General features: G+C 64.5%; 14 protein-coding genes. 11 read left to right on the top strand and 3 right to left on the bottom strand.

Features of this window, described 5'->3' with window-relative positions; all coding sequences use genetic code 11:
• Nucleotides 1-88 precede the first annotated feature (88 nt).
• Entirely contained in the window at nt 89-1,036 is a 948-nt protein-coding gene (locus BRAGE_RS0105025; RefSeq protein WP_027562443.1) for an AAA family ATPase, read from the top strand.
• Between the two features lie 5 nt (nt 1,037-1,041).
• Nucleotides 1,042-2,421, top strand: a complete 1,380-nt coding sequence (locus BRAGE_RS0105020; protein ID WP_027562442.1) for a vWA domain-containing protein — start codon at nt 1,042-1,044, stop codon at nt 2,419-2,421.
• Between the two features lie 21 nt (nt 2,422-2,442).
• On the opposite strand, the gene BRAGE_RS0105015 is transcribed toward BRAGE_RS0105020, so the two are convergent.
• Complete coding sequence (locus BRAGE_RS0105015; protein WP_027562441.1) at nt 2,443-2,625, bottom strand: hypothetical protein; 183 nt, start codon at nt 2,623-2,625, stop codon at nt 2,443-2,445.
• 357 nt (nt 2,626-2,982) lie between these two features.
• Here BRAGE_RS0105015 and BRAGE_RS0105010 point away from each other — a divergent pair, with 357 nt between their 5' ends.
• From BRAGE_RS0105010 to BRAGE_RS0105000, 3 genes are all read left to right on the top strand, one after another.
• A complete protein-coding gene (locus BRAGE_RS0105010) occupies nt 2,983-3,204 on the top strand; it encodes a hypothetical protein (protein WP_027562440.1) in 222 nt (73 codons plus the stop codon).
• Between the two features lie 148 nt (nt 3,205-3,352).
• On the top strand, nt 3,353-4,366 hold the full coding sequence (locus BRAGE_RS0105005) for a formamidase (protein WP_027562439.1): 1,014 nt from the start codon (nt 3,353-3,355) through the stop codon (nt 4,364-4,366).
• An 87-nt stretch (nt 4,367-4,453) separates the two neighbouring features.
• On the top strand, nt 4,454-5,773 hold the full coding sequence (locus BRAGE_RS0105000; protein WP_027562438.1) for a dicarboxylate/amino acid:cation symporter: 1,320 nt from the start codon (nt 4,454-4,456) through the stop codon (nt 5,771-5,773).
• 12 nt (nt 5,774-5,785) lie between these two features.
• On the opposite strand, the gene BRAGE_RS0104995 is transcribed toward BRAGE_RS0105000, so the two are convergent.
• Both BRAGE_RS0104995 and BRAGE_RS0104990 read right to left on the bottom strand, forming a co-directional pair.
• Nucleotides 5,786-7,159, bottom strand: coding sequence for a hypothetical protein (locus BRAGE_RS0104995; protein WP_027562437.1), 1,374 nt, complete (start codon nt 7,157-7,159; stop codon nt 5,786-5,788).
• Nucleotides 7,160-7,262: 103 nt separating this feature from the next.
• Complete coding sequence (locus BRAGE_RS0104990) at nt 7,263-8,537, bottom strand: allantoate amidohydrolase (RefSeq protein ID WP_035730949.1); 1,275 nt, start codon at nt 8,535-8,537, stop codon at nt 7,263-7,265.
• 391 nt (nt 8,538-8,928) lie between these two features.
• Between BRAGE_RS0104990 and BRAGE_RS0104985 the strand changes: the two genes are divergently transcribed.
• From BRAGE_RS0104985 to BRAGE_RS0104960, 6 genes are read left to right on the top strand one after another with little or no spacing between them, the layout of a single operon-like run.
• On the top strand, nt 8,929-10,041 hold the full coding sequence (locus BRAGE_RS0104985; protein WP_027562435.1) for a BMP family ABC transporter substrate-binding protein: 1,113 nt from the start codon (nt 8,929-8,931) through the stop codon (nt 10,039-10,041).
• Nucleotides 10,038-11,150: an ABC transporter permease gene (locus BRAGE_RS0104980; RefSeq protein WP_027562434.1), complete on the top strand. Its 1,113-nt coding sequence runs from the start codon at nt 10,038-10,040 to the stop codon at nt 11,148-11,150. Before BRAGE_RS0104985 ends, BRAGE_RS0104980 begins: the two co-directional genes overlap by 4 nt.
• Nucleotides 11,150-12,076, top strand: a complete 927-nt coding sequence (locus BRAGE_RS0104975; protein WP_027562433.1) for an ABC transporter permease — start codon at nt 11,150-11,152, stop codon at nt 12,074-12,076. The genes BRAGE_RS0104980 and BRAGE_RS0104975 overlap by 1 nt, the downstream gene beginning before the upstream one ends.
• Nucleotides 12,077-12,087: 11 nt before the next feature.
• Nucleotides 12,088-12,771, top strand: a complete 684-nt coding sequence (gene biuH / locus BRAGE_RS0104970) for a biuret amidohydrolase (protein ID WP_027562432.1) — start codon at nt 12,088-12,090, stop codon at nt 12,769-12,771.
• Nucleotides 12,768-14,300 (top strand): ABC transporter ATP-binding protein, encoded by a 1,533-nt coding sequence (locus tag BRAGE_RS0104965; RefSeq protein ID WP_027562431.1) that lies wholly within the window; start codon nt 12,768-12,770, stop codon nt 14,298-14,300. The genes biuH and BRAGE_RS0104965 overlap by 4 nt, the downstream gene beginning before the upstream one ends.
• 13 nt (nt 14,301-14,313) lie before the next feature.
• Nucleotides 14,314-14,799: a nucleoside deaminase gene (locus BRAGE_RS0104960; RefSeq protein WP_027562430.1), complete on the top strand. Its 486-nt coding sequence runs from the start codon at nt 14,314-14,316 to the stop codon at nt 14,797-14,799.
• Nucleotides 14,800-14,823 lie beyond the last annotated feature (24 nt).

The following is a 14,823-nucleotide window of genomic DNA, read 5'->3' as shown; positions in this document are numbered from 1 at the left end:
GGGTCTGATGTCTCCCAAACGAGGCTTGTTCTTTGCCGGGAACGCAGGCAGAACAAGCCTCAAATAGGACCTTTGGGAGCGCCATTTCGTGGCTGATCAGAAGGCCTCGACCTCGATCGAGGCAGTGGAGAGCGGCCTCGCCGCGCAGGGCTACATCGCAAGCCGGCAGATCGCGACCGCCGTCTATTTGTCGCAACAGATCGAGAAGCCGATCCTGGTCGAGGGCCCTGCGGGCGTCGGCAAGACCGAGCTCGCCAAGGCGATTGCCGCCTGGCGCGGCATGAAGATGATCCGCCTGCAATGCTATGAAGGCCTCGACGAGGCCAAGGCACTCTACGAGTGGAAATACGCCAAGCAGCTGCTCTACACCCAGATCCTCAAGGACAAGCTCGGCGAGGTGCTCGGCGGCGCGCAGACGCTGCACGCCGCGCTCGACCAGCTGCACGATTTCGGCGACGTGTTCTTTTCCAAGGAGTTCGTCGAGCCGCGCCCCCTGCTCCAGGCGCTGGAGCAGCCGGGCGGCTGCGTGCTGCTGATCGACGAGATCGACAAGTCGGACGCCGAGTTCGAGTCCCTGCTGCTGGAGATCCTCTCCGACTTCCAGGTCACGATCCCCGAACTCGGCACCGTCTCCGCGATCACGCCGCCGACGGTGATCCTCACCTCCAACAGCGAGCGCGATCTCGGCGACGCGCTGAAGCGGCGCTGCCTGCATCTGCATATTGGCTTCCCGGAGCAGCGGCTCGAGGAACGTATCGTCGAAAGCCGCGTGCCCGGCATCTCGCAGGCGCTGCGCCGGCAGATGGTCGGCTTCATCCACGAGATCCGTTCGCTGGATCTGAAGAAGCTGCCCTCGGTCAGCGAGACCATCGACTGGGCGCGCGTGCTGGTGCTGCTTCAGGCGACCGAGCTCGACACCGATATCGTCAAGGATACGCTCAACGTGCTCCTGAAGTATGAGGCCGACATCGAGGCCGCATCGCCGCAGGTGACGACCTTCATTGCCAAGGCGGCCCGGTCCAACGTCTTCGGTTGACGCCGATGCGCGAGAACCTCCATCGTTTCTTTCGGGCGGCGCGCGGCGTCGGCGTCCACGTCTCGCCTGCCGAAAGCATCGATGCGATGCGCGCGGTGTCGCAGGTCGGCTTTTCCGATCGGGCGATCCTGCGCGACGCGCTGCTGCTGACGCTTGCCAAATCGCAGGACGAGAAGCTGGCGCTCGGCGACTGCTTTGATCTGTTCTTCAGCCAGCCGGAGCCGCGGCAGGATCAGCCTGAGGCCAACACTAATGACGAGGCCTCGCAAGGGGCGGACCAGTCTCCCTCGTCAGGCTCGGCCAGCGAAGCGGGCGAAGGCCAGCCCCCGGAAGGACTGGGTCCACTGGCCCAGATGCTGCTGTCGCAGGATCGCAATGCGATCCAAGCCGCCATCGCCAGCGCATCCGGCGCGGCGTCGCTCTCCGACATCCGCTATTCCACCCAGCGCGGCATTTTCTCCAGCCGCATCCTCGACGCCATGGGCCTCCAGCGCCTGCGCGACGATCTCGACGAGCTGACCGCGACCAATCCGTCGCTGGCCGAGCGTCTTCGCGCCGCGCTCGACGGCTTGCGCGAGGCCGTGCGCGACACGGTCTCGCAGGGCCTTGCACTCTATGCCCGCGAGGAGGCCGAAAACCTCCGCAACGAGATCCTGCGCAACGCGCCGCTCGCCCGGATCGAGCGGCGCCAGGTCGCGGAGATGCGCGCCCTCATTCGCCAGATCGCCCGCCGCCTGCGCGAGCGCTATTCGAAGCCGCGCAAGCGCCAGCGCCGCGGCCATCTCGACGTCCGCCGCACGCTGCGCCGCAACGCCGCCTGGGGCGGCGTGCCCTTCCTCACCGCCTGGAAGCGCAAGCATCGCGACCGGCCGAAGATCGTCGCGCTGTGCGATGTCTCCGGCTCGGTCGCGCAGGTCTCAGATTTCTTCCTGCTTCTGATCCACTCGCTGCACGAGGTCGTGGACGACGTCCGCTCTTTCGCCTTCTCCTCACACCTGATCGAAGTCAGCGAAATTCTCGAAAGGAAGTCGCCGGAAGAGGCGATGGCCGAGATCATGTCCAAGGTCGGCTTCGGCTCGTCTGACTACGGCTCTTCGCTGGTCGACTTCGAGCACGATTTCATGAGCACGCTGACGCCGCAGACCACGGTGATCGTGCTGGGCGACGCCCGCAGCAACAATCTCGATCCGCGCGCCGACATCCTGCGCCGCATCTCCGAACGCTCGAAGCGGCTGGTCTGGCTCAATCCGGAAGGAAGGCTCGCCTGGGGCTTTGGCGATTCAGAGATGCCGCGTTACGCGACCTTTTGTACGGTCGTGCGTCAATGCGCCACCGCGCAGCAGCTCGAGCGCGCGGTGTCCGATATCGTGGCCACTTATCAGTAAGCCGCGAGGGCGCGGCACAGATCAGCCTCGCGCAAGCTCCGCGTGAGAGGCATTGCACTCTCGGAAGTGATAGGCAATTTCGTCGAGCGCGCGCTGCTCCCATTCCTGGGCCTGCGCGAGCCAGAAAATCCGACGCGCCGAATCGAGCGCGGCACGTTCCCGGCACAGGGATTCCTGACTGCGAATTGCCACCAGCCTGTTCATGCACTCCACTCCTGCTGTGTGAAGCCATTTCCCTGGAATCAAGCTAACAGAGTCTCGAACTCATCGTCTCGTAATTTCTGTGCATATTGCGACGCAGAATGGGACAGCAACGTTTCCCTGCAGCGCGGTAATTCGCGGCGCAACATCAAGTCCGGATCATCAATATGTGATCGCGTTGAAGGACGATAATTGCACCCGCGCGATCTTAACTTTTGTGGCGCAACGAAGTGCCGCAATTCGTGAAGAGACGTTCTAAACAATTCACCGAATTCCCGACTCATTGTCGTCGCATGGTCTTCATGCAGCGCCGCTAACAGGGGCGCGCGAACTGCACTACCGACTACCACTTGAGGCAATATGAACGACGACTTCGATTTCGATCTTTCGCCGGAACAATGGGAAGCCCTGCGCACCCTTCGCAACCCGCCGTCGAACAGTCGCCTCTCCAAGGCCTATCTCGTCGAAAGCCTCGTCAAGCTCGGCCTCGTTGTCCTGAATGACGGCGTGCCTGCGATGACGCCCATAGGACGCAAGGTGCTGGTGCGCGGATCGTGCCGACTGCTGGATCTCGTCGCGTGACGAGACAGCCCGTGTGCAGCGGAGCTGCACGACCGCCTGAAAAATAATCTTTTGCTCCCTGCCAAAATCGGATTTTCTTTCCGCCACGGTATCGCGCGCGCTACGACGCGGTGCGAGGACGGCAACGAAGCCGATGAGGGAGCTGATCATGAACGGACTGGGCGGGCTGAACAAATCGCCTGAGGGCGTGGTCATCGGGCTGGTGCAGTTGCAACTGCCAAATGTCGTGACCAGGGCCGATCTGGCCAAGCAAACCGAGCGCATCGTCTGGATGGTCGGCAAGGCGCGTCGCAATCTCTCCACCATGGATCTGGTGGTCTTCCCCGAGTATTCGCTGCACGGCCTCTCGATGGACACCAATCCCGAGATCATGTGCCGGCTCGATGGACCGGAAGTCGCGGTCTTCAAGAAGGCCTGCGTCGACAACAAGATCTGGGGCTGCTTCTCCATCATGGAGTTCAACCCGCATGGCAATCCCTACAACTCCGGACTGATCATCGACGATCACGGCGAGATCAAGCTCTACTACCGAAAACTTCATCCCTGGATTCCGGTCGAGCCGTGGGAGCCAGGGGACATCGGCATTCCCGTGATCGAGGGGCCGAAGGGCGCCAAGATCGCGTTGATCATCTGCCACGACGGCATGTTCCCGGAGATGGCGCGAGAATGTGCCTACAAGGGCGCGGAGATCATGATCCGCACCGCCGGCTACACCGCGCCGATCCGCGATGCCTGGCGCTTCACCAACCAGGCGAATTCGTTCCAGAATCTGATGGTGACGGCGAATGTCTGCATGTGCGGCTCGGACGGCTCGTTCGACTCCATGGGCGAAGGCATGATCATCAATTTCGACGGCACCGTACTGGCGCACGGCACCACGGGACGCGCCGATGAGATCATCACCGCCGAGGTGCGGCCCGATCTCGTGCGCGAAGCCCGCATCAATTGGGGTGTGGAGAACAACATCTACCAGCTCTGGCACCGCGGCTACGTTGCGGTGAAGGGCGGCGCGATGGACTGCCCCTACACCTTCATGCAGGACATGGTCGCGGGTACATACCGGCTTCCGTGGGAAGACCAAGTGAAGGTCACCGACGGCACCTCCTGCGGCTTCCCCGCGCCGACGCGGATGTTCGGCAGGACGGCGAAGGCCGCAGAATAGACCGTTTTCACCGGCGATCCGCGACATTCTGGCACGGTTGTTGCTCCTTGTGGCGTCCAAGTCGCGTCAAACCGGGGGAGTTTCACCATGTCGACCATCACCGCGGCACCCACCGCCGAACCAAAGCCGCTCTACACCTCGCTGTTCGTCCAGGTCCTGGCCGCGCTGGTGCTCGGCGTCATCCTGGGGATGGCCGCCCCGGACTTCGCGGTCAGCCTCAAGATCCTCAGCGACGCCTTCCTGAAGCTGATCTCGATGATCGTGGCGCCGATCGTATTCTGCGTCGTCGTGCACGGCATTGCCGGCGCCGGCGATCTCAAGAAGGTCGGCCGGGTCGGCGTCAAGGCGCTGGTCTATTTCGAGGTCATGACGACCGTCGCGCTCGTCGTCGGCCTGCTGCTCGCTTACATCTTCGGCCCCGGCCACGGCATGAACATCGATCCCTCGACGCTCGACGCCAAGGCGCTCAACACCTACGCGGACAACGTCCACAAGCTGTCCGGCGGCGGCATCGGTGCCTTCCTGATGAACGTGATTCCCACCACCTCCTTCGATGCGCTGTCGCGGAACGACGTGCTCCAGGTCCTGTTCTTCGCCGTTCTGTTCGGCGTCGGTCTCGCGCTGGTCGGCGGCGAGAAGGGCGCACTGGTCACCAGCATGATCGACGCAGCGTCCACCGTGCTGTTCCGTGTCATGGGGCTGATCGTTCGCGTCGCGCCACTCGGCGTGCTCGGCGCAGTCGCCTACACCGTCGGCAAATACGGCGTCGGCTCGCTGAAGCAGCTCGTCTCCCTGGTGATGCTGTTCTACGTCTCGGTCGGCATCTTCGTGCTGGGCGTGCTCGGCGGCGTGATGGCGCTCGCCGGACTCAACATTCTCAAATTCCTCGCCTACCTGCGCGAGGAGCTCACCATCGTGCTCGCGACCGCCTCCTCGGACGCGGTGCTGCCGCAGATCATGAAGAAGCTGGAACGCATGGGCGTGAAGGATTCCGTGGTCGGTCTCGTGATCCCGACCGGCTATTCCTTCAACCTCGACGCCTTCTCGATCTACCTCACGCTCGCCGTCGTTTTCATCGCGCAGGCGACCAACACGCCGCTGTCGTTCGGCGATCTCCTCCTCGTGCTCGGCGTCTCGCTGATCACCTCGAAAGGCGCGCATGGCGTGCCGGGCTCGGCGATTGTGATCCTGGCCGCGACGCTGAACGCGGTGCCGAGCATTCCTGCGATCGGCCTCGTGCTGGTGCTGTCGGTCGACTGGTTCATCGGCATGGCCCGCGCGCTCGGCAACCTCGTCGGCAATTGCGTGGCGACGGTCGTCGTGGCCGCCTGGGAAGGCGACCTCGACCGCGCCAAGGCGGCCAAGGTGCTCGAGGGCGGCGAGCTTGTGGACGTGACCGCGGGATAGCGCCCTGGAGGCTCAGTCATTCCACTGGAGGAGCGGCGTTGCATGCGCCCTCCTCCACACCGACAGGAAGCGCGGAAACCAGGAGTGCGCCACTGCGCCCTTGTAGGCCCAGGTGCGATACTTCAGTCCCTGCTCCGAGATCAGCTCCTGATAGCCACCGTGAACCTCGGTCGCGGTGCGGATGTCCTTCAATATCCCCTGGGCGCAGGCGCGATAGGTGTCGCTCCCTGAGAATTCATCGAAGTCCAGCATGCGATCGGCGAACTCGACGTTGAACGTCGGCCAGGACGAGCGCCCCTGGTAGGCGGGCGCCGCGATCTTGTGGATCATCTTGTTGCGCGGATTATCCGCCGATACCAGGAAGTGGAACGTGCTGGGGATGCGGAAGCGAGGCTCGGCGATGATCAGATCCGTCGTCGCCGCGAACAGCGCGCGCTCGCTCGCATCGTTCATATTCCAGAAGCCGCGATGCACGCTGACGAAATCCAGTGCGACCTGAGACACCGGCGGGCCCGCCGGGCTGTCGAGGGAATGCCTGATATAGCCATTCTTGCCGAACAGACCGAGCAGGCCGCTCTTGTACTCTGTGAGATCGCGGCCGAGCAGCCGCTTCAGCTCGTTCTCCTCGACGATGCCGAGCTGCACGCCCCACACGAACGTCGTGTAAACGCAGGCATTGGTAACGAAACGCCGGCGCTCGGCGCGGGTATCCGTCGCCGCGGAGCGCGGCCCGCTGGCGTCGCAGAGCAAATATCTGATGCCGTCGGCGTCGAACGGTTCGAGCTCGCTCGCAAGCTTCAGGGTCGCGCGCTTCAGATCGACCCCGTACTCGGCCAACAGCAAGCGGCCGGCATGGGCGCATTGCGACATCGCAAGATAGGACAATGCCCGCTCCTCCGCGGAGATCATCTGCTGGAGACCGGCGAGCACACCAAGCAGCGTATCCGAGGGGCGCGAGAAGTAGTTCACGCCGAGGTAGCGGCCGCGTCCCGCCGGAACGATGGTCGTCGTAACGACGTCGGCGCGAACCGCTTCAAGCAGCAGGCGAACGCTCTTCTCGAGCAGACGCACCCGCCGCACCGCGTCCTGCGCATCCATGATGGTCTCGGGGTCGAGGACGTCAGGATAGAACCAGGCGAAGTCGCGCGGGTAATAGGCCGAAGCGTGCGGTGCGCCTGTGACGAGGAAGGCCTCGGTCACCGAAAAGGCGCTGTCCATCGAGTGCCGGTAAAGGTCCTCGATGGCCGACAACGAATGGGGCGATTGTCTCAGGAATCGATCACCGAGAAAATTGACCGCCTGAAGAGCGTTGGCGACGAAGGTCGCAGCCATGCCTTGGTAGAATCGGTTCTCACGAGGTGATGGATAGGAAATATCGCTGTTCATCTGTGCAAGTCGGTGATGTCTCGTGATCCCGGTGACGGCGGTCACCCATTTTACACATGTCTGATTCGTGTCTCTACCCGGTGACTTGCGGGCTTCATGACGGTCAGCTCGCGCCGGCGCCGTCCTGGCGCGGCCTGAAATTCTCGATCACCCCGAGCAGCACGCGCGCGCCGGCATCGGCGTCGGCAAGCTCGACGTGCTCGTCCGGATGATGGCTGATGCCGCCACGGCAGCGAACGAAGATCATGCCGACGTCGGCGATGTCGATCATCGCCATGCCGTCGTGCCCGGCCCCGCTCGGCAGCTCGAACACGGCAAAGCCTTCCGTGGCGATCGCCTTCGCGATCTGGTCCTTGAGCCATGGCGCGCAAGGCGCGGTGCGATTCTCGTGGGTGACGTCGAGCTGAAGCGTCAATTGCCGGCGCTTTGCGATCGCCTCGATCTGCCTGACGACATCGGCTACCGCACGCTTGCGATGCATGTCGGTCGGCGCGCGCATGTCGATGGTAAACGACACCTCACCCGGAATGACGTTGGTGGCGCCGGGCCGCGCCTGGATGTAGCCGACGGTGCCAACCAGCCCACTCTCATCGGTTCGGCAAAACTCTTCAATCGCGCCGATACATTCGGCGGCGCCTGCCAGCGCATCGCGCCGCAGCGCCATCGGCACCGTGCCGGCGTGTCCGGCCATGCCGGTCAACCGCGCGGCTAGCCGTGTCGCGCCTGCGATTGCCGTGACCACACCGACGGGCAGGTTCTGTGCTTCCAGAACCGGCCCCTGCTCGATGTGCAATTCGAGGTAGGCCAGCAGCTCGCGCCGCGTCCGCGCCGCCTTGCCAATGTGCTCCGGATCGAGCCTGAACTGAACCAGCGCATCGCGCATCGAGATGCCATCGCGGTCGCGCGTGTTCAAGACGCTCTCGTCAAACGTGCCGGCCACCGCGCGGCTGCCGAGCAGCGTCGAGGCAAAGCGCACCCCCTCTTCATCGGCAAATCCGACCACCTCGATCGCAAACGGCAGACGCTTGCCGCGGCGGTTGAGGTCGGCGACGCAGGCGATCGCGGTGATAACGCCGAGCGGGCCGTCCCATTTTCCGGCATCGCGCACTGTGTCGTAATGCGAGCCCAGCATCAGGCAGGGCGCGCCCGGCCGCTCGCCTTCGTAGCGGCCGCAGACATTGCCGATCGCATCGAGATGCGCGCTCATGCCGGCCTCACGCATCCAGCTCAGGATGAGGTCCGCGGCCTTGCGCAGCTCCTTGCTGAGATAAATCCGGGTAAGCTTGTCGCCGTCTTCCGAGATCGCGGCGAGCGCGTTGATGCGGCGGACGATCTCATTTCCGAGCGATGCGTCTTGAGCAGCGGTAGCAGCACCCATCTCGGCCGAGCTTTCCATCCTGAAGACCGCGCGCGGCGATCGTAACCACAATCGATACAAATTCGGTGCCAGCGAAAACCGCTCGGCCGACACCGTGGTTAGCATGAATGCGGCCGACCGGCAGACGGTCCGGCTCACATCCGCACATCGTGCGCGGGTTAATGCTGCTTAACTCCCTTGCATACAATGAGGCTATGCTGCCCACAAATTAATCTGCCGCTTTCCTCGCCAGAATTTTCGTAAGAAAGATAACCTATTTTCTTCAATGCTTTACTTAAGATTGCTCACTTCCTAACCTCTGGCACGAAGCTTGCGACACCTTCTCCCGGGCTCCGCCAGTCCGGCGCGGCCGCGAGATTGAAGGCGGGGCAGCCGCCAAGGGGAGTGAGCAATGGATTCTGGCAGGATTTCACGACGTCATGTGTTGCAGGGCGGCGCGGCCCTCACCCTCGGCGCTGCAGCGGGCCTCCGTCCGGCCTTCGCGGCCGAGACCACCATCGGCTTCATCTATGTCGGCTCGCGCGACGACTACGGCTACAACCAGGCGCACGCGCAGGGTGCCGCGGCGCTGAAGAAGATCCCCGGCCTCAAGGTCATCGAAGAAGAGAAGGTGCCGGAGACCGACGCGGTCGAGAAGACGATCGAATCCATGATCAATCTCGACGGCGCCACCCTCCTCTTCCCGACCTCGTTCGGTTACTACAATCCTCACATGATCAAGATGGCCGCCAAGTACCCGAAGCTGCGCTTCGAGCACTGCGGCGGCCTCTGGAGTGACAAGGATCCCAAGAACGCCGGCAGCTATTTCGGCTATATCGACGAAGCCCAGTACATCTCGGGCATCGTCGCCGGCCTGACCTCGAAGAGCGGCAAGCTCGGCTTCGTCGCGGCCAAGCCGATCCCGCAAGTGCTGCGCAACATCAACGCCTTCACGCTTGGCGCCAAGTCCGTCAATCCAAAGGCGACAACGCAGGTGATCTTCACCGGCGACTGGTCGATGCCGGTCAAGGAGGCCGAAGCCACCAACAGCCTGATCGACCAGGGCGTGGACGTGCTCACCTGTCACGTCGATGGCCCCAAGACCATGGTCGAGAACGCCGCGCGCCGCGGCGCCTCCGTCTGCGGTTATCACACCAACCAGTCGGCGCTGGCACCCAAGGCCTATCTCACCGGCGCCGAGTGGAATTGGGAGGCGCTCTATCCCAAGTTCGTCAAGATGATCGCCTCCGGCGAAGGCATCCCGAACTTCTACCGCGGCGGCCTGAAGGAAGAGATCGTGAAGGTCTCGCCCTATGGCGAAGCGGTGCCGGCCGAGGCCCGCAAGGCGGCCGACGAGGCCAAGGCAAAATTCCTGTCTGCCGACGGCTTTGCCATCTTCAAGGGCGGCCTCGTCGACAACAAGGGCAAGACCGTCATCCCTGCTGGCACCGATCGTGGCCAGAAGGATCCTGAACTGGAGAAGATGGACTATCTGGTCGAGGGCGTGATCGGAGCGACTTCGTGACCACGGAAGCCGCGGATTCCACTGAAGCGGTCGGGGCAATCGCCCCGGCCGCCGATCCCGGCTTTCTCCAGCGCTACGGCGCGAGCATCGAATACGTCGTGATCCCGGGGGCGGCGCTGGCCGGCGCGCTCGTGGTGTTCGGCATCTTCGTCGCGATGTTCGGCAAGAACCCGCTCGATCTCTATTTCTACATGTACTACGGCGCGTTCGGCACCCGGTTCTCCTGGCAGAACACGCTGACGCGCGCAGCGCCCCTGATCCTCACCGCGCTCTGCACCGCGCTGCCCGCGCAGCTCGGCATGGTCATCATCGGCGGCGAAGGCGCGCTGCTGATCGGCGCGCTGTCGGCGACGAGCGCCGCGCTCGCGCTTCAGGGCATGCCGCCGCTCGTCGTGCAGGTCGCCATGGTCATCGCCGGCGTGATCGGCGGTGGCCTCTGGATCACGCTGTCGGGCGCGCTGCGCCAGTATCGCGGCGTCAACGAAACCATCTCGAGCCTGCTGCTGGTCTACATCGCGCTGGCGATCCTCAATCATCTCGTCGAAGGCGTGATGCGCGATCCCGCCAGCCTCAACAAGCCATCGACCCGCGAGATCGGCGCCGCCAACATGATCGGCACCATCCCCGGCACCGACGTGCATTGGGGTCTCGTCTTCGGCCTGATCGCCGCGATCGGCGCCTATATCCTGATCTATCACACCGTGTTCGGCTTCGCCGCGCGCGTCGCCGGCGGCAACATCCGCGCCGCGAAGATCGTCGGCCTCGGCGTCAGCAAGCTGATCTTGACCATCTGCTTCCTCGCCGGCGGCGCGGCTGGCCTGGCCGGCATGGTCGAGGTCGCAGCCGTGCAGGGGCGCACCAACGCCAACCTCGCCGCGGGCTACGGCTTCACCGGCATCCTCGTCGCCTTCCTGGCGCGACAAAATCCACTCGCGATCATTCCCGTCGCGATCCTGCTCGGCGGCATCAGCGCCAGCGGCGGCCTGCTGCAGCGCCGGCTCGGCTTGCCCGACGCGTCCGTGCTGGTGCTCCAGGGCATCATCTTCGTCTTCGTGCTCGCCAGTGATGCGCTCTACGGCCGCATCGGATTCCTGAAAGGCAAGTACTGATGGCAGACGGATCGATCGGACTCTGGACGGTCCCGCTCGCCGTGCTCGGCGGCGCCATTCGCGTCTCGACGCCCTTCCTGTTCGTGAGCCTCGGCGAGTGCATCACCGAGCGATCCGGCCGCATCAATCTCGGCCTGGAGGGCACGCTCGTGATGGGCGCGATGAGCGCCTACGGCATCTCCTACCTCTCGGGATCGCCGTGGCTCGGGGTGCTCGCCGCCGGCATCACGGGCGCGCTTCTCGGCGCGCTGCACGCCGGCATCTGCTCGCTGCCGCGCGTCAACGATGTCGCGGTCGGCATCGCCTTGATGCTGTTCGGTACCGGCCTTGCCTTCTATCTCGGCAAACCGCTGATCGAGCCGACCGCGCCGCGCCTCCCCGCGATCGATTTCGGCTGGTGGAGTGACATCCCGCAGGTCCGCGCCGCGCTGCGCGTCAACGTCCTGTTCCTGATCGGCGTTGCGCTCGCGCCAATCCTCTATTTGGCCTTCCGCACCACGCGCTGGGGCTTGCTTATCCGCACCGCCGGCGAAAGCTCGGATGCCGCGCGTGCGATGGGCCATTCCGTGCTCTTGATCCGGCTGCGGGCAACCATGGTCGGCGGATTCCTTGCCGGCATCGGCGGCTCGTTCCTGTCGCTGTTCTATCCCGGCAGCTGGAACGAGGGCCTCTCCTCGGGCCAAGGCATCACCGCCGTCGCGCTGGTGATCTTCGCGCGCTGGGATCCCCTGCTCTGCCTGTGGGCCTCGCTCGCCTTCGGCGGCGCCGCAGCGCTCGGACCGGCATTGCAATCGGTCGGCGTCACCTCCGGCTATCACCTCTTCAACGCCGCGCCCTACATCCTGACTCTGGCGATCATGATCATCACTTGCTCGCCGAAACGCACGCTGACCGGAGCCCCGGCCGAATTGTCGATCACTCGCTAGGAAGCGAAATCATGCCCGAGCGCTACATCAAGTCCGAGCCCTATGCCTGGCCCTACAACGGCGATCTCCGCCCTGAAAATACCGCGCTCATCATCATCGACATGCAGACCGATTTCTGCGGCGTGGGCGGCTATGTCGACAAGATGGGCTACGATCTCTCGCTGACGCGGGCGCCGATCGAGCCGATCAAGAAGCTCCTCAGCGTCATGCGCAAGCAGGGCTTCCACATCATCCATACCCGCGAAGGCCACCGCCCTGATCTCTCCGACTTGCCCGCCAACAAGCGCTGGCGCTCGCGCCAGATCGGCGCCGGCATCGGCGATCCCGGCCCCTGCGGCCGCATCCTGGTTCGCGGCGAGCCCGGCTGGGACATCATCGAGGAGCTGGCGCCGCTGCCGGGCGAGCCCATCATCGACAAGCCCGGCAAGGGCTCGTTCTGCGCCACCGACCTCGAATTGATCCTGCGCGTCCGCGGCATCGAGAACATCGTGCTCACAGGCATCACCACCGACGTCTGCGTTCACACCACCATGCGCGAGGCCAATGACCGCGGCTTCGAATGCGTCCTGCTGCACGACTGCTGCGGCGCGACCGACAAGAGCAACCACGATCACGCGCTGAAGATGATCAAGATGCAGGGCGGCGTGTTCGGCGCGGTTTCGACCTCCGACGCTTTCATCGGAGCGATTTCGTGATCATCGGCGAAACGCCACCGCCGGCGGGCGCCTTCGGCGTCGACGCCATCGCCATGACCATGCGCTTCGGCGACTTCCTGGCGCTGGACAATGTCGAGCTGAAGGTGCGGCCGGGCTCGTTCCACGCGCTGCTCGGCGAGAACGGCGCGGGCAAGTCCACGCTCGTCAAATGCATCATGGGCTATTACCACGCGACCGAAGGTGACATCCTCGTCGGCGGCCGCGAGCAGGCGATCGCCAACCCGAAGGACGCCCACGCGCTCGGCCTCGGCATGGTCTACCAACACTTCACGCTGGTGCCGGCGATGACGGTCGCGGAAAACCTCGTGCTGGCGCGAGACGATGTGCCGGCCGTGGTGAACTGGCCGAAGGAGATGAAACAGCTCGAGGCGTTCCTGGCACGAATGCCCTTCAAGGTGCCGCTCTCCGCAAAAGTCTCGGATATCTCTGCCGGCGGGCGGCAGAAGTGCGAGATCCTCAAGCAGCTCTATTTGAAGCGCCGCTTCCTGATCCTGGACGAGCCGACCTCGGTGCTGACGCCGGCCGAGGCCGACGAGGTGCTCGGCATGCTCCGCGACATGGTCGTCAAGGGCGAGCTGACCATTCTGATGATCACGCACAAGTTCCGCGAGGTCATGGCTTTCGCCGACGATGTCACCATCCTGCGGCGCGGCAAGCTGGCCGGCGCCGGCAAGGTTTCAGAGCTGACGCCTGACGCGATGGCGCGCACGATGATCGGCGCCGAGGAACTGACGGTGCAACCGCCGCGCACCGGCGAAGCCGGCAAGGCGCGCCTGGAGCTGGACAAGCTCCGCGCACTCGACGATGCCGGCGCCATGGCTGTACACGACGTCTCCCTCACCGTGCGCGCCGGCGAAATCGTCGGCATTGCCGGGGTTTCCGGCAACGGCCAGCGCCAGCTGGTCGAGGTCCTTGCCGGCCAACGCGAAGCCGAGAGCGGGGAGATCCGCGTCGCCGGCGATGCCTATCACGCCAGCCGCGAGGAAATGCGGCGCCACAAGATGTCGCTCCTCCCTGAGGAGCCACTGAAGAACGCCTGCGTCGGCGGCATGAGCGTCGCCGACAACATCGCTTTCCGCGAGTTCGACCGCGCGCCCTTTGCCAGTGGCGGCTGGTGGCTCAACCGCGGTGCCTTCCACGACGATGCGACGAAGAAGATCGGCCAGTACAAGATCAAGACCCGCACGCCCGAAACGCCGATCTCGGCGCTATCAGGCGGTAACGTCCAGCGCGCCGTGCTCGCCCGCGAGCTTGCCGGCGACGTCGAGGTGCTGATCGCGGCCAATCCCTGCTTCGGCCTCGACTTCGCGGCGGTCGCACAGATCCACGCCGAGATCATGGCCGCACGCAACCGCGGCGCGGCGGTGCTGCTGGTCAGCGAGGATCTCGACGAACTGCTAGAACTCTCCGACCGGCTGGTGGTGATGTTCCACGGCGAATTCGTGTATGAAGCACGGACCAGCGAGGCCGACCTCACGGAAGTCGGCCGGCACATGGCAGGGCACTGAGCACGGAACAGCGATGAGCGGCGCAGCCGAACGCGACGAACAATTTTTACGCCTGTCCTTCGCGGTCGCCCGCCGATCCTTCGCCCATGGCAACCATCCCTTCGGCTGCGTGGTCGTCGATGCCGACGGCAAGGTGCTGATCCAAGCCGAGAACGGCTACATGCCGGACCACGACGGCACCGCGCATGCCGAGCGCCTGGCGGCGACGCAAGCCTGCCGCACGGTCAGCCGCGACGTGCTGGCGACTGCGACGCTGTATTCCTCCGCCGAGCCCTGCGCGATGTGCGCCGGCGCGATCTACTGGGCCGGCATCGGCCGCGTCGTCTACGGCCTCAGCGAGCACCGCCTGCGCGGTATCACCGGCAACCATCCGGAGAACCCCACGCTCGATCTGCCCTGCCGCGAGGTCTTTGCCAGCGGTCAGCGGGCGACGGAGGTCGTCGGCCCGCTGCTCGAGGATGAAGCCGCAGCGCTGCACGACGGCGTCTGGACGAAGTAGCTATTCCAGCAACCGGTACCGTGG

This window comes from Bradyrhizobium genosp. SA-4 str. CB756 (assembly GCF_000473125.1).
GTDB classification, from domain to species: domain Bacteria; phylum Pseudomonadota; class Alphaproteobacteria; order Rhizobiales; family Xanthobacteraceae; genus Bradyrhizobium; species Bradyrhizobium arachidis.
The sequence above is the reverse complement of the archived record's forward strand: the minus strand, read 5'-3'. Positions and strand labels throughout refer to the sequence as shown.

Bases quoted from the DNA above. Each gene is read 5' to 3' on its own strand.
- BRAGE_RS0105020 (WP_027562442.1), top strand. From the start codon at position 1,042: ATGCGCGAGAACCTCCATCGTTTCTTTCGGGCGGCGCGCGGCGTCGGC.
- BRAGE_RS0105015 (WP_027562441.1), bottom strand. From the start codon at position 2,625: ATGAACAGGCTGGTGGCAATTCGCAGTCAGGAATCCCTGTGCCGGGAA.
- BRAGE_RS0105010 (WP_027562440.1), top strand. From the start codon at position 2,983: ATGAACGACGACTTCGATTTCGATCTTTCGCCGGAACAATGGGAAGCC.
- BRAGE_RS0105005 (WP_027562439.1), top strand. From the start codon at position 3,353: ATGAACGGACTGGGCGGGCTGAACAAATCGCCTGAGGGCGTGGTCATC.
- BRAGE_RS0105000 (WP_027562438.1), top strand. From the start codon at position 4,454: ATGTCGACCATCACCGCGGCACCCACCGCCGAACCAAAGCCGCTCTAC.
- BRAGE_RS0104995 (WP_027562437.1), bottom strand. From the start codon at position 7,159: ATGAACAGCGATATTTCCTATCCATCACCTCGTGAGAACCGATTCTAC.
- BRAGE_RS0104990 (WP_035730949.1), bottom strand. From the start codon at position 8,537: ATGGGTGCTGCTACCGCTGCTCAAGACGCATCGCTCGGAAATGAGATC.
- BRAGE_RS0104985 (WP_027562435.1), top strand. From the start codon at position 8,929: ATGGATTCTGGCAGGATTTCACGACGTCATGTGTTGCAGGGCGGCGCG.
- BRAGE_RS0104975 (WP_027562433.1), top strand. From the start codon at position 11,150: ATGGCAGACGGATCGATCGGACTCTGGACGGTCCCGCTCGCCGTGCTC.
- biuH (WP_027562432.1), top strand. From the start codon at position 12,088: ATGCCCGAGCGCTACATCAAGTCCGAGCCCTATGCCTGGCCCTACAAC.
- BRAGE_RS0104960 (WP_027562430.1), top strand. From the start codon at position 14,314: ATGAGCGGCGCAGCCGAACGCGACGAACAATTTTTACGCCTGTCCTTC.